At 57.4% G+C, this 15,068-nt stretch carries 10 protein-coding genes; 3 read left to right on the forward strand and 7 right to left on the reverse strand.

Annotated elements, in window-relative coordinates:
* Positions 1-39 precede the first annotated feature (39 nt).
* Positions 40-495 carry a hypothetical protein gene (locus CJ255_RS03390; protein ID WP_124681795.1) on the reverse strand — a complete coding sequence of 152 codons (456 nt, stop codon included), beginning with the start codon at positions 493-495 and terminating at the stop codon, positions 40-42.
* Between CJ255_RS03390 and CJ255_RS24300 the strand changes: the two genes are divergently transcribed.
* Together CJ255_RS24300 and gap are read left to right on the forward strand one after the other, a co-directional pair.
* The gene (locus CJ255_RS24300; RefSeq protein WP_097642695.1) at positions 463-1,824 is read left to right on the forward strand and encodes a hypothetical protein; all 1,362 of its coding nucleotides are present in this window, start codon (positions 463-465) and stop codon (positions 1,822-1,824) included. The genes CJ255_RS03390 and CJ255_RS24300 overlap by 33 nt on opposite strands.
* Positions 1,825-2,001: 177 nt before the next feature.
* A complete protein-coding gene (gene gap, locus CJ255_RS03400) occupies positions 2,002-3,027 on the forward strand; it encodes a type I glyceraldehyde-3-phosphate dehydrogenase (RefSeq protein ID WP_097642696.1) in 1,026 nt (341 codons plus the stop codon).
* A 228-nt stretch (positions 3,028-3,255) separates the two neighbouring features.
* On the opposite strand, the gene CJ255_RS03405 is transcribed toward gap, so the two are convergent.
* From CJ255_RS03405 to CJ255_RS03415, 3 genes are all read right to left on the reverse strand, one after another.
* On the reverse strand, positions 3,256-3,642 hold the full coding sequence (locus CJ255_RS03405) for a hypothetical protein (RefSeq protein ID WP_174714049.1): 387 nt from the start codon (positions 3,640-3,642) through the stop codon (positions 3,256-3,258).
* Positions 3,643-3,936: 294 nt separating this feature from the next.
* Positions 3,937-6,033 carry a hypothetical protein gene (locus CJ255_RS03410; RefSeq protein ID WP_097642697.1) on the reverse strand — a complete coding sequence of 699 codons (2,097 nt, stop codon included), beginning with the start codon at positions 6,031-6,033 and terminating at the stop codon, positions 3,937-3,939.
* Positions 6,027-8,132: a hypothetical protein gene (locus CJ255_RS03415; RefSeq protein ID WP_097642698.1), complete on the reverse strand. Its 2,106-nt coding sequence runs from the start codon at positions 8,130-8,132 to the stop codon at positions 6,027-6,029. Before CJ255_RS03415 ends, CJ255_RS03410 begins: the two co-directional genes overlap by 7 nt.
* Before the next feature lie 156 nt (positions 8,133-8,288).
* On the opposite strand from CJ255_RS03415, the gene CJ255_RS23300 reads away from it, so the two are divergent.
* Positions 8,289-8,462: a hypothetical protein gene (locus CJ255_RS23300; RefSeq protein ID WP_165774548.1), complete on the forward strand. Its 174-nt coding sequence runs from the start codon at positions 8,289-8,291 to the stop codon at positions 8,460-8,462.
* A 7-nt stretch (positions 8,463-8,469) separates the two neighbouring features.
* On the opposite strand, the gene CJ255_RS03420 is transcribed toward CJ255_RS23300, so the two are convergent.
* From CJ255_RS03420 to CJ255_RS03430, 3 genes are all read right to left on the reverse strand, one after another.
* Entirely contained in the window at positions 8,470-10,554 is a 2,085-nt protein-coding gene (locus CJ255_RS03420) for a hypothetical protein (RefSeq protein WP_097642699.1), read from the reverse strand.
* Positions 10,555-10,717: 163 nt separating this feature from the next.
* Positions 10,718-12,346, reverse strand: a complete 1,629-nt coding sequence (locus CJ255_RS03425; RefSeq protein WP_245863159.1) for a DUF2079 domain-containing protein — start codon at positions 12,344-12,346, stop codon at positions 10,718-10,720.
* A gap of 239 nt (positions 12,347-12,585) precedes the next feature.
* Positions 12,586-15,036, reverse strand: a complete 2,451-nt coding sequence (locus tag CJ255_RS03430; protein WP_124681797.1) for a putative glycosyltransferase family protein — start codon at positions 15,034-15,036, stop codon at positions 12,586-12,588.
* Positions 15,037-15,068: the final 32 nt, after the last annotated feature.

Raw genomic sequence — 15,068 nt, forward strand, 5'->3', positions numbered from 1 at the left:
CGGCAATCTGCAATCTGCAATCTACAATCGTAAATGGTATTACGTATATTTGGCGAGTACCTGTGCCAATGGTATTGTACTGCCCAAGGCGTAGTCGGACGACCACGTTGGATACAAGGCAATGAGGGTGCGCACCTGCTCCCGTACCTGATTGTCGTGGGGGTCGTTACGCAGTTCGTAGAAGCTTTGCAGATGCTCGACAGCCCCGAGCATGCGGGCAGCTTCGGACACGTTGCCGCGCTGTGCGTGCAGCAACGCTAGGCCCGCAATAGCGTGAAGCGCAATGTCGGCGAGGCCATGCAAGTCGGCTTGCTGCATGCTGGCGCGGAACCAATACTCGGCTGTGGCTGCATCGCCCTGCGCGAGTGCTAGGTAGCCCAGGTTACGGCGTACGCGGACAATCGCAAAGACTAAGCCCTGGGCTGCATAGGCGTTGAGACTCTGGGTGAGCAACTGGCTCGCTTGGGTGTAGTTACGCTGCGCCAAGGCGAGCATGCCCAACTCATCCTGCGCCTCGGCAATAATCTCGGGCAGGCCAAGTTGCGCAGCCAGGGCGAGGGCCTGGTGGAAGGCTGCTTCAGCATCGTACGTACCTCGGGCACGTTTGCCCCGAGTATCGCCGTACGGAACGCGAATGGCGTGGCAGTCTGCTCAAACTTTACCTCTGGCAGTAAACTCGGTGTTACATGTACTGCCACCAGCAGCGGCAACTACACGTTAGAAGTGCAATCGTCGGGCTCAAGTCGTTCGACCATCGGCGGCTATCAAGTTTATATGCAGCGGCTCAATGGGGTCGGCAATGCCACCCCGCTCAGCGTCGGCAGCGTCACCCAGGGTAGTCTCGCGTCCCCGATTGAGAGCAAAACGTATACGTTTACGGCGGCGCAAAATGACTTAATCCGCTTGCGGCTGTTCCCCACCGGCGGCACAATCTACCCGCGTATACGCGTCTACAATGCGGCAGGGGTTAAACAGTGCGAGGAATATCGCTTTGTAACCGCTTTGGCAACCATCGAATCGTGTGCAATTACGGCGGAGGGAACCTATAGTCTGCTGGTAGACGATAACGGTACCAGTCGTACCGGCACCTACGATCTGCACTTTCAGCGCCTGAACAATCCGGGCAATGCCACCCCGATCAGCGTCGGCAGCGTCACTAATGGCAGCCTGGAGCGGATCGCTGCTATGAATGCCTACCGGTTTAACGCCGAAGCCAATGATCAACTGATCGTACGCCTGGTCAGAGAAGCGGGAAGCTTCAACCCACAGATTAGGGTCTACAATAGCAATGGTGCCTCCATCTGCACCGATTATTCCTTTGGCGCGCCAGTCATGCTTGAACCATGTGCGATTCCGGCAACCGGTCAGTATAGCATCCTGATTGATGATCGCAGCCTGGCGGCTATCGGTACGTACAAGTTGCATCTGCAGCGGCGCAATAATCCGGGAAATCCGACCGCCATCGCCTTTAACCAGACCCGGCAGAGCGCCATCGCTTCAAGCGCAGCCTTCGGCACCTTCAGTTTTGAAGGGCGGGTCGGGGCGCAGGTGCGCCTGACGATGCTGCGCACCAGTGGCAGTTTCAGACCACAAGTGACTGTCTACGACTCGGCTGGCCTTAAGCTATGCGGTGATTACTCGTTCAATGAGCAGTTGACGCTCAACTGTACGCTGAAGACGGACGGTCAGCATACGATCATTGCCGAAGATAGGAACAATACGGGCGTGGGTAATTACACCCTCACCCTAGCCTGCCTCAGCGGGAGTTGTGGGCCGGCCGCAGCGCTCAACGAACGCGTCTACCTGCCGCTGGTGCGGCGCTAGAACATGGTGCGGAAGCCCCTCCGCCAATTGCACCCAAAGCGTGCTATAATGACGCCCGTGCTCACTGACGCGCCGCCGCCCAAGCTTGCCCCTTGGTGGGCTTGGACGTAGCCCTAGTGTAGGGCCAGCGGTACTCGCGTACGGAGAAAGTTCGCGAATGGGAAGGAGGCTCGTCCAATGGTGCGTATTGGAATTAACGGCTTTGGCCGGATCGGTCGGCAGAGCTTGAAGGCGATGCTGGAGTACCACCCCGATGAGTTTGAGATCGTGGCGGTTAACGATCTGACAGACAATGAAACGCTCGCCCACCTGCTGCGCTACGATTCGACCTATGGCCTCTTTGAGGGTGAGGTGACCGTTGATGAGAATAAGATCGTCATTGATTATGACGATGCTCACTACGAGATCTTGACTCTCGCCGAGCGTGATCCCGCCAAGTTGCCCTGGGGCGATCTTGGTGTGGATATTGTCATCGAGGCGACCGGGCGCTTCACCGATGCGGAAAAGGCTCGCGCTCACATTGAGGCCGGGGCCAAGAAGGTACTCATCTCGGCACCTGCCAAGGGCGAAGACATCACCATCTGTCTTGGAGTCAATGAGAACTCCTACGACCACGGGAAGCACCACATTATCTCGAATGCGTCCTGCACCACCAACTGCCTTGCGCCGGTGGCTAAGGTGCTCAATGACCGCTTCGGTATCCAGCGTGGCCTGATGACGACGATCCATGCCTATACGATGGATCAGAATATTCAGGATAATGTCCACAAAGACTTGCGTCGCGCCCGTGCGGCTGCCGTCAATATGGTGCCCACTACTACGGGTGCCGCTAAAGCCGTTGCCCTCGTCATCCCTGAACTGAAGGGCAAGTTCCACGGCTATGCCATCCGCGTACCGACGGTTACTGTCTCGGTGGTGGATTTCGCCGTGATGCTCAATCGGCCCACGACGGTCGAAGAGATCAACAACGCCTTCCGCGAAGCCAGCGAGAGCGAAGAGCTTGAGGGCATCTTGGGGGTGAGCGAGCAGGAGTTGGTCAGCAGCGACTTCATTGGCACGACCTACAGCACCGTCGTTGATCTACCCCTCACCCACAATATGGGCGATGATCTCTTCAAGGTCATCTGCTGGTACGATAACGAGTGGGGCTACTCGGTGCGGGTTGCCGACCTTGTGGCCTATCTGGCCGATCACTTTGAGTAGGTACGTCAAAGTTACCTCCGGTGGGGGTGCGGGGGCGGCTTCGCATAGGCATTACGTTTAGGGCTGCCGCCCTGGAACCCGCTTTGGGGCTACGCCCCAAACCCCTGCCGAAGGCTTGACGTCATGCGTATGGGGCGGCTTCGCCGCCAAACAGCAACGAAAAAGTGGGTGTGGGGCGTAGCCCCACACCCACTTTTTCGTTGCTTCGTGTGAAGAACTATTTCCTCATTACGGAGCGGGCGCAAAGCAGCGCCGCGAGGTCTGGATCAGGGTATCGCTTTGCAGATTGCCGCGTTCTAACAGCGCGACTTCGGCCATGCAATGGGGGCAGAGCGCCAAATGGTGCAGTACGAGCGCACGCTGGTAGGGATCGAGTAGCCCTTGGCAATAGTCAATCAGGATGTCGGTGGAAAGGCAATCAACGCGGTAGAGTTGTTGCCGTAGCCGGGCCTGAAAGCTGCGAATGTGGCCCACACGTGCCGTACATGTGGGGCAGTGGCGCAGATGAGCCAGAATGCGCTCGTCAGCTTCACCATCAGCCGCTGCCATCAACTCCGCCTCGGACAGGGCTGGCGGTGTGGCACAGCACGCATCCCCGCACTCCAAAATAGTCATACCTTCGCTCCTGGCATCGCGCCCACTCAATCCCTAACCTGCATTGAAAGAAACGCAGTATTACGCGGAATTTACCAAATAGGCGCGGCTTTCGCTGTGCGCTTACACAACCTTTGTTGCTATGGTTTGTAGTATAAGCCTAGCGCTGCAAGGATGCAAGATGCAAACGGCCTTGATACCATTGCAGATTTCAGATTGTAGATTGCAGATTGCCGAACATGGCGTCTCAATGAGCTTTAGCGTTCTTGATAATGCGGCATGTTCAACAGTAATTGGTATTATAAGGTATTGGTATTAGTACACCCTTAACCATAATACGGTCATACCCAGTTCACGCTTCCCAACCCCTTCGGAAGTTGTGGGTGTATGCAACACGAAACGATGTTGCCCCGGGGGCAACCAGAGTGGGAGTTTATAGCGGCGTCTGGCCTGAATTATGGTAAATTCGTTCAGCAACACACCATTATTCCAAAGTTCCAACTGCTGTCCATCCACAGTAGCCATCGCCATAAACTCCAAGCTTACCAGTTGTGGCTCAGAGTCCGGGTTGATGATATAGATCTCGCTGTGGCCCATGGTCCAACGCCAGACATGGGTTTCATCAACTTCACGATCGTGCCAACCTGCCCCTAAAAAGAGAAAAGGCGCACAGCGATCTTGGTGCAACGGCAATTCGTAGGCCCAACGCTGCTCATCAGCATACCAGGGTTGCGCCGCATTGCCACCTAGGGTGTCAATCAATGCGAGCGCTACCTGCTGCTGCTCTGGCTGCAAGAGTGGCCTATCTAGGACAACATAGCGCAATTGGTAGTAGCACTGCATTGTCTTCAGACTTGCCGCATCAAGTGCGACAATATCTTCTTCAGGCCAACGCTGCATCAACGCCAGTTGCCTGGGTAGCGGGCTATAGAGTATGGTCGCGTAGAAGGGCGCACGGGCCACATAGCCCTGCAAGATTGGCTGGCCATGCACCATCTGGTTGATCAGGGTGCGGCTGTCGGTGCCCATTTCCAAGGGTAAATCTACAACCACCCCTGGATCATTGGCAATCTGGGCATAGACCGGGGCGCGTTCCAATGTATTGGCCACCCGTGGCGCGGGCCAGAGTTCGATCAGTGCCACGATTACCAGCACACCCATTGCCAGCTTATAGTTGCTTGGCGTAAGCCGTCTACGCAGTTCCGCCAAGGCCAAGGCGGCAAAGATCGCCGCAATGATGATCGTCAGCACTCCAAAAAGATTGGGGCGGCGCGCTGTCTCCAAGAAGGGTAACAATTGGAGCAGCCGGTACGGCATCGTGATGCCGGTCGCATAGCCCAACACATAGAGCGATGGGCCGAGCGCGAAGATCCATGCTACACCACCGATGACCACCAAGCGCCAGTGTTCACGCCAAAACCAGAAGGTGCCGAGCAACGCCAGGGCCGCCAGGGTCCAACCCGCCGCCGTGTACGAACCCTCGGTCACACTATAGGGTGCCATAGCAACCAGAAAATGCTCCACGGGCACGCCCCAGAGCGGGTGGCGCGCCGCTGGAAAGAAGAACCCCAGGGCATCAGCCGAGTAGGCTTGGGTATAGATCGCCCAGATCGGGTTGGGGCTGTTTTCCAAGGGGCTGCTTGGAGCGGCTCGCAGCGCCAAGAGCAGTGGTAAGCTAACGAGGATCGCCAAGCCCCCGAAGCCTACATAACGGCCCACGAGCGCCAACGGGCGCTGCGCTCCAAGTAAGCTCAAGGCTGCCCACATCATCCCAAACAGCACCGCTACCAGTGTCCAGTACCAATCGGTGTAGAGTACCAGCGCAAAGGCGAGTGCCGCCAAACCCCCACCTGCCCGCCGCAATTGGCCCCGTTGTAACACAATAAAAGCCAGTATAAAGAAGACCAACCACTGCATCGTCACAAAGTTGAGTTGGCCCGCATCAAGCTTGGCGATATGGAAAGGCGAGGCGGTTAATAACGCTCCAGCCAACAATGGTGGCCCTACCAAATTTGGTACAAACGCCCGTGTCAAAAGAAAACCCGCATAGCCCGTGAGCATCACCGCGAAGATGGCAGTGAAATTGTAGGCTGCAATCGGACCGAAGCTTGCCGTCAGCGGGGCAGCCATCAGCACTGCGACCACATTGAGGGTCTGCAAAATCATCTGCACCCCCTCAGGGTAGTAGAGCAACTCGGTACGCAAGGGACTCTGCCCAGCCTGTAGCGCCCGCTCGCTCATCCAAAAATTCCAGATGTTCTGCGGCGCATCGGGTGAGGTGGGGTAGTAAAAAATGTAGTTACCACCCGTGTAGTAGTGGGTTGTAAAGCCAGCCGTCAGCGGCCAGGTCAGCCAAAGTGTGAGGGCAAGGTAGAAGCCCAACGCACCCAAGTGGAGTCGCCAATTTACCATACCACTTCAAGCCTCCGCACAATGACGCCCAAGCTGCGCGGCGTACCTGCCTCAGCATTTGTAGCACTTTGCAAGACAAAGCGGTTGATCCCAGGTTGCAATGGCAACACGACATGATAGCGACGATGCGCAGAGGTCAGATCAAGCGTTGCAACCTCTTGTTGCTCGGCGTGCCAAAGATGCAGCGTGCGCTCCTCAAGGCTGGCTGCGGCTATCTCTAACACGACACTCATTGGCTCATCGCTGGGATTCACCACATAGATTTCGCTCACCCCATTTGTCCAACGCCAGTAATCACCATCCTGCCCCTCACGGCTATGCCACGCTGGCCCTAAATAGACAAAGGGCCGACACTGATCAGCATAGAGCGGCAACTCGTAGGCGGTAAAGCCGTCCTGTGCATACCACGGTGTAGGTAGGTTACCAGTGAGTCGCTCAATATTGTGCAGAACTAAGGCACGCTCTTCGGCACTCAAGAGACGCTCTTCAAGCACCACATTGCGGAAGCGGTAGAAGCACTGTTGGGCCTGCCAATCCGCCCGATCCAGACGCACAATGTCATGCTCAGGCCAAGCTTTGATCCGCCCCAAACTATTGACCAGCGGCGCATAAGTCAACGTATCGTAACGCTGCGGTGCCCGCGCCACATAGCCCGCCAAAATGGGCTGCTCGTGTTCAATCTGATTGAAGATTGTGCGGCTTTCGGGAAAGATCTCCACCGGCAGATCCACTACCACCCCCGGTCGCTGCTCACGAATCTGGGCAAAGACGGGCGACACCTCCACCGGAATGGCTTGACGCATCCCAGGGGTAAGCTCAAAGACCGCCAGCGCTACCACGCCCGCCCAAAGGTAGGTTCGCTTGCGCGGTGCAAGTGCGGTTGCCAATCGTTGCAATGCCAACGCCGCAAAGACCACCAGCGCCCCATGGCCAATCAGGATGAAGAGCCCCGGACGCCGTGCGGTCTCCATGAGCGGCAGGTGCTGGATGAGCCGGTAGGGCATCGGAATGCCGGTGTTGTAGCCCAACAGATAGAGCGTCGGGCCAACCGCAAAGAGCCACGCCAAGCCCAACAGTACCAACCATTGCCACTGCTGCCGTCCGTACCAGTAGATGCCTAAGCTACCCAACGCCAGCAAGACCCAGCCCGGCGCATGGTACGATCCCTCCATAATGCTATAGGGGGCCAGGGGCATCAAGATGCGCCCCACCGCCTCACCCCACCACGGGTGCAATGCGGCAGGGAAGAAGAGCCCAAGGCCATCCATCGAGTTACCCTGTGTCACCGCTGCCCAGATGAGAAGCCGACCCTCGTCCATGTCACCCGTAAATCGCGGTAGGTTCACAATCGCATAGAGCAGCGGCATCAACAACAGCCCACTCAAGAGCCCTGCGCCCGCAAACCAAGCCAAGCTGCGCCAGGGACGTTGTGCCCCTATGCTCGTCACAATCGCCCACGCACAGGCAAAAAAGGCGATTACGACCGCCAAGTACCAGTCGGTGAGTACGGTTAGCACCAAGGCTAGGGCTGCACCAACGAGCCGCAACGGGCTACCGCGCTGCCCTAAGAGTACCAGGGCCGCCATGGCCATGAAGAGCCATTGTGTCGTGACAAAATTCAATTGCCCGACATCGAATTTGCCCACATGGTGCGGCGTTGCGGTCAGCAAAAGGCCAGCAATGAAACTCGGTGCAAAGCCATTCACGTAGCGCCGCGCCAACACAAAGCCCGCGTAACCAGTAAGCTGGTAGGCCATCAAGACCGCAACGTTGTAGGCTTCATCCGAACCCAACAGCAGCGTTACCGGCAGAACACTGAAGGTGGTTGCAACATTGACCGTCTGGAGGTAGAGGGCTACCCCTTCGGGATAGTAGAGCATGGGGGTCACAAAAGGGTTGAGCCCATAACGCACAGCATAGCCCGTCCACCACATGTTCCACGAGTTCTGCATGGCATCCTCAGTCCCGGGGAAGAAATAGGGGCCGCCTCGGTTCACGTAGAGGATGTCGGTCAGATCGGTCGCCATGGGCCATGTCAGCCAAAGGGCTACGATGAGGTAGAGGCCCAAGGCACTAAAATGAATTTGTTTGTTACTCATACATAACGCCTTGCGACGAAGGGGCAGAAGAGGTTTCATCTTCCCCTACGCTTAGGGCTGCCGCCCTAAAACCTGTTGCTGGGGCTATGCCCCAGACCCTCTTCTTGCTTACGTGTTGGCGGCGAAGCCGCCAACACGTAAGCAAGAAGGTTCTGCGTGGGAGACGAAGCATCCCCCGTACCCCCGCCGAAAGGCCGTATACCAATTACCCTTGAAGATGCCGCATTATCAAGAACGCCAACGCCCATTGAGACGCCATGTTCGGCAATCTACAATCTACAATCTACAATCTACAATCTACAATCTACAATCTACAATCTACAATCGTAAATGGTATTTAGTGTACCTCAACCCGCTTGAGGGCTATGCCCAAGGCTCGCCCCGATACTGGGTCAATGCTTGTGGCGCTCTCGAGCATGAACTGGTTGTAGCCAGGCTCCAGCTCTACATTGAGGCGGTACCAGCGCCTGCGTTCATCCAGTGTGAGCGTGGTGAGCAACTTGTTGGCGCTGTATACGTTGACGCTGCGTTCATGCTTCAGAGTGTAGGCAAGCAGTTGCAATTTGACCCGCTTTGGTTCTGGTTTTGGATTGACGATGTATAGTTCACTCTGGCCTTCGCTCCAGCGCCATACCTGCGCCTTGTGAACCTCTGGTTCGCCCCAACCTTCACCTAAAAAAACAAAGGGGGTACAAGTATCCGTATGCAGGGGCAACCTAAAGGCATGGTGACGCTCATCGGCGTACCAGGGTTGCGCTGGATCGGCCCCAAGCTGCGCTACGATGCTCCTCAGTGCGTCGTGTTGTCGCTTCGTGAGCAGGGCAGGTTTGAAAACGAGGTAACGAAACTGATAGTAGCACTGCATACCTTCCAAGGCGACCTGATCAAGCGCGAATACATCAGCTTCGGGCCAGAGTTTGAAGGTGGCAAGTTGCTTTGGCAACGGGCTGTAGAGCAGTGTGGGGTAGTGGGGCGGGCGCGCAATGTAGCCGCGCAAAATTGGCTGCTGATGCACCAGTTGGTTGATCAGGGTGCGGCTATCGGTGCCCCCTTCAATCGGTACATCTACGACAGCCCCCGGCGCGCCCTCGGCGGCAATGCGCTGATAGACCGGCGCTTGGTCAAGGGCATTCGCCACCCGCTGCGGTGGCCAGAGCTCAAACAGCGCAATCAGAGCCACCAAGCCCAAGACCAGCCGGTAGCGCTCTGGCCTCAGTTGCTCATGCAGCCGCGCCAAGGCTAACGCGGCAAAGATTGCTGCACTAATGATCGTAATCAGGCCAAAGAGATTGGGGCGACGGGCCGTGTCAAGCCCTGGTACCAGTTGTAACAACTGGTACGGCATGGCGATCCCGGTCTCGTAGCCCAAGACAAAGAGCGTTGGCCCTAGTGCAAAAAGCCATGCGATCAAAGCTACAACCAACAACTGCCACTGCTGCCGCCAGTACCAAGCTACCCCTAAAAGCGCCAAGCCCGCCAAAGTCCAACCCGCTGCCGTGTAGGAGCCTTCCGAGATACCATAGGGGGCGACGTTGATCAAAAAGCGTTCCACTGGCACCGCCCAGAGCGGATGCAGCGCATTGGGAAAGAAGAAGCCAAAGGCATCCGCCGAGTAGCCCTGGGTATAGTAGGCCCACATTGGGCTCGCCTCTGCATCCTGGCCTCCTGAACTTGCCCGTAAGGCTCCAAGCCGCGGTAGCAGCAGCAGCCCCGCCAAGCCACCACTCAGCCCATAGAGCTTGAACAATTCGTCCCGTTGGGGCCGACTAGCCAGGTTCAGCCCGCCCCACATCAGTGCAAAAAAGACCGCTACCAAGGTGTAGTACCAGTCCGAAAAGGTGAGCAACAGAAAGGCCAACGCCGCCACCGGCACACCCCACCAACGGCGGCTGATGGTCATATGGATCAGCACCGCCATAAAGAGCACAAGCCACTGCATGTGGACAAAATTCATCTGGCCTGCATCATACTTCGCCACATGGTAGGGGGTCGCTGTGAGCAACGTGCCCACCAATAGCGCCGGCGCAACCCCCTGGACAAACGGGCGCACCAAGAGAAAGCCAAACCAGCCGGTCAAGATGAACCCCAGCAGCGCCGAGAAGTTATAGGCCGCCACCGGCCCAAAGAGAAGATTCGCCGGGAAGGTCATGATCCCCGCAACCGTATCGTAGGTCTGGAGGTGCAGCGCCAGCCCCTGCGGATGGTAGATCATCGGCGTGAAGAGCGGGTTCGCCCCGGTGGCCAGCGCCTGCCCCGCCCACCAGAGCATCCAGATATTCTTGGGCGCATCGGGCGATGTCGGAAAATAGAAGATATTGTTACCACTCGTGTAGTAGTGGGTCGCAAATTGCAGCGGCATCGGCCATGTAATCCAGAGCGCCAAGAGGATATAAGCACCCAGCACACCTAGATAGCTGAGCATGGGCGATCGTTGAATCATAGTATTTCCCAAAACGCGCTTGCTCGTTCGCGGAGGCTTCGCCTCCCCGCATCTTCGCCTCCCCGCCTCCCCGCCTCCCCGCATCTTCGCCTCCCCGCATCTTCGCCTCCCCGCCTCCCCGCCTCCCCGCCTCCCCGCCTCACGCTCACTCCACCCGCTGAAAGAGCAACAGATCTTGCTCGGCATCCAACAACCGCCATTGCGGATCGGCATGGAAACCCTCCACAATCCCGGTGCCCTGCAACGCCGCTGCCCGGCTATCAATAAAGGCATAGTCGGCCAAATCGGGCGGGTGGTGCATCGGCCCCCCAGGGATAAACAAGATGCGTTCTCGGGGCAACATATGGGGGGCCAAAAACGACGTTGCCGCCACCACCGCATCGGGCGGAATTTGGGCCTTCATGCGCTCCATAATCGCCACTCGCTCCGGCAACTCTGGGTTGCGGATCGCCGACACCACCGGATTCCTTAGCGGGATGTTGATCAAAAGGACTAATATGATCATGCCGATGTAGAAGCGAGAAGCGGGAGGCGGGAGGCGAGAAGCGGGAGGCGGGAGGCGAGAAGCGAGAAGCGGGAGGCGAGAAGCGAGAAGCGAGAAGCGAGAAGCGAGAAGCGAGAAGCGAGAAGCGGAAACTGCTCCCTGCTCCCTGCTCCCTGCTCCCTGCTCCCTGCTCTCTGCTCCTCGCTTCTCCATAGCCAATACCCACGCTCCCCCATAGATCGCCGCAATGATCATCCCCGGAATCACCAGAATCTGGTACTGCTCCGTAATCACATATTGAAAGATACGGTCGGAGAGCAGGTTGATGCCCACAATCGGTGCCGCTAAGAGCAGTTCGCGTGGCGCAAAGATTGGCAGAAAGAGCAGACCTGCCAGCAATAAGAAGAGATACCAGAGTTTTTCGGGTTGAAAGATGAAGAAGAAAATCTCAACCGGATGGGTTAAAATATTCTTGATAATCTCTGGAATACTGCCACCCAAATGGATATAGTAGCATGCCTGCGGGCTCACTCCGCAAGGCCACATCTCATTGTAGTCGCGGCTCAGATCAAACGGCACCTCAACCCGTTCAGGCGTGAAGGTGTCACTATAAAACTGAGGGGTAATATAGGTGATCGCAACATAAAAATAGACCAAACCAACCAGAAACGGCACCAGCGCAAAGGCCCAGGGCAAACGGCGCAAGGCCGCATACATGCCAAAGGCCACCACCACCAGGGCCGCATCGGTACGGGTGAGCATCGCTAGGCCCAACAGCAGCAGGTAGGGCCACAAACGCCGCTGCTCCAGCATCCAAAAGGCCCAGAGCAGCAGCACCAAGCCGGGTATGCGTGGCTGAAAGGGGGCAGCCATAGCCATAAACTGCGTTGTCGGGTAAAAGAGGTAGAGCGCCGCAAAGGCCACCCCTGCCCACGCAGCACCAATGCGCTCCCGCGCAATCAGGTAGACCGGCAGCGCCCCCGAGACCAACAGCAGCGTCTGTACCACCACCAGCGTATAGGCCGAGGGTACCAGCGCATAGAACGGAATGGCCGGCAGGAACCCCAAGGCCACATCCAAACCCATAAACGTATCGGTGAAATTGTAGCGCGACACCAGCAAAAAGCGGCCCTGCAGGGTCCCCCAGATCGGCATATGGAAATCCACCATATCAAACCCGTGGCCCCAATAGGAATACTTATAACTGCCCGCACCAATCCACAACACAGCCACCGCTCCCATCAGCCCCCACAGGGCGCGCAGCGGTGTAAGCCATGCCTTTACATGCATCAAATCTATCCCTCCCATGGGGGTTGTTGGGAGGCTTTGCCTCCCCCGAAGAGTTCTTGTTCTTTCGTGTTGGCGGCTTCGCCGCCAACACGAAAGAACAAGAGGGTTTGGGGCACCGCCCCAAAAGCAAGTTTTAGGGAAGCGTCGCCCCAAGCTAGACATGGGAAAACATCGTTTTCCCATGTCTAGCTTGAGACACCGCCCCAAGCTGGGCGTGGGAAAACCTGGTTTTCCCACCCTCAATCAATGACTTCCGAAATCGCAATCCGCATCAACCACTGATCCAGCGCCGTATAGAGCGTATAGAGCAACACCGCCACAACCAGCCAGCGGCCCCACGTCCAACGTGCCCAGATGCGCTCGGCATAGATGGCCCAGCAGATGCAGATCACCGGCAACAAATAGAAGAGTTGCTTGTCCACCATCGAAATGCGGTAGCCCGCATAGGTGAAGAGTAGCGCCAGGGTGCCCCAAGCCGAGAAAGCTACCCAAGCCAGTGGGTGTTTGCGGAGCGCCAGATAGCCCGGAATGGTGAAGAGTACTGGGATGGCAATCCCGTAGTAGAGGTAATCTCCCGGCCAGATGCGATAATCCAAATGGGGCACATACGACCAGAGGTATTGATCAAAGGGCAAGCGCTCGACCCCTACACTCTCTGGCCCCTGTACAAAGACCGTCTTCATGTAGGGCACCGTCTGCTCAATGATCGGTGGGATATACTGGCCATAGTAGATCAGAATGGCCAGCGCAATCGCAACGCCCGAACCGATCCAGAGCGGACGCAGCGGATCGCGCAGTTCGGCCCACGCACCACCGCGCATGCCATTCAACCAGACCAAGCCAGTCAGAAGCACCAAGAAGACACCCATGAAGACGCCGGTTACCGTATAGATCAAGAAGGCCGCCAGCAGAAAGACCGAGAGTGTCACCATGACTCGGCGTTCATGCAAGCGATCCCACATGCAGATGATGATCGTATTGCAAACCAGCGTAAACCAAAGACCAAAGGCAGTGGGCAGGTTCCCCCAGGCATGGAGCAAAAAGGCCACCGGAATGACCGCATAGGTTGCCCCGGCCAACAAAGCCGTGCGCCGACTCAGCCCAATCCGCACTGCAATCAAGGCAATCAGAATGATACGCGAGCTATCGAGCAGAATACTGGCGAGGTTCGCAGCTCGATCCATATCCACAAAGGGCACAAAGGCAAAAACCGTCGCCACCATATGAAACCAAGGCGAATAGGGGATCACTGGTCGCTCTGAACCCCACTCAGCCTCAGGCATCGTCGTCTCATTCAGGGGGCTATCGGTGCCATACAGCAAGGGCAATTTACCATCAAGAATCCACATCGCCCGTGTCATGTGCCAGTTGACATCCACGGCCACAAAGAAGGGATAGATCACCCCCAGCGCCTTGAGCCAGAAACTGACCATCACAATCAGCAGCAGGATGCTCAGGAAGCGCTCGCCCGTCAGCAGATTTGTTGCCTTGGGCGTATCGAGCAATTGCTCTGCATCCTCAGCCTGCTCCAGCGGCGCACCCATCACCCGGAAGAGCCAGCGGGTCAGCCGTTGCAGCACCAAGGCCAACAGCAGGCTCCCAAGCGCCAACGACGCGATCCGCAGCAGCATAAAGCTACTAGGGAAGCGGTAGCTACCCAAAAACCATGCGCCCACCAGCGCAGCTAGGCTTATGCCCATCAGCGCCCACAAGCTGGGCGTAGGCCAACGCTCGCGCACGGCCACCGGGCCACCCACCAGCACCTGTAGGGTCGCAAAGGCCCCCAGTATGCCCACAAGCGCCAACACCAAACCACTTAGCGGCGGCAACATCGTGCCCAAACTGGTACCAACCGCAGGGGCAACCTTCACATTGGACATGAGTACGCCCAAGGGACGTGGATCGGTATAGACCTTAGAGTTAATGGTGAAATCAAGGCTTCCATCACGCAGCGCCGAGGGCGGGATGAGCACACGTACTCGTCGTGGCTCGCCTGTCTCTGGTAGCGCAATTGGCGGCAACTGGCCCACCGTCACCGTAGCGCCCAGCGGCGCTCCATCGGGATGTTGCGTGATAACCCCCAGATCGGCGATCCAAGCACCGCGCCCCAAATGGGGCAAGGCAATGCTACTCTCCGCCGCTGTCCAGCGGTAGGTGCGCGCCGGCGCAAGCTCCACCCGTCCAACAATATGCTGCGGTGGCGGCGGATCATTTGTCAACGGCGAAACCAACGTAAAGGTCAGGGTTTCGGCCTGGGCCAGTTCAGGCGTAATCCGCACCACAATCGTATCAAAGGTACGGCGCGGCATCGCCACCCGCACATCATTCACCGCCACTGCCGCTTCACGCAGAATGTTGAATGGCTGATCCGGCGCCACATGCAGGACGGCGATCAGATCCCCCCGCTGGCCCCCCGGCACCGTCAGACTCGTTGCATCCGCAGGCCAATCAAAGCTACGCAGCGTTGTTGCGGCCTCAATCTCGCGCCCATGAAAACCTTGAACAAAAGCCCCGTCACGGTCATTTCCAAGATCAACCAACACCGTCGGACGCGGCGTATACGCCGCAAGCATCAGTACCACGGTCAATATAGCCAAAAACAGATAGGGCCCTAGCTCACCCACCCGTGGCAGGCTCCACGCCACGCCACCTGCACGGGGCAACGCCCTTCCTGATGTCGAACTTGCCATAACCTCCCTTTCCGCACACAATCGCAGCGATT

This window comes from Candidatus Viridilinea mediisalina (genome assembly GCF_002532535.1).
GTDB classification, from domain to species: Bacteria; Chloroflexota; Chloroflexia; order Chloroflexales; family Chloroflexaceae; genus Viridilinea; species Viridilinea mediisalina.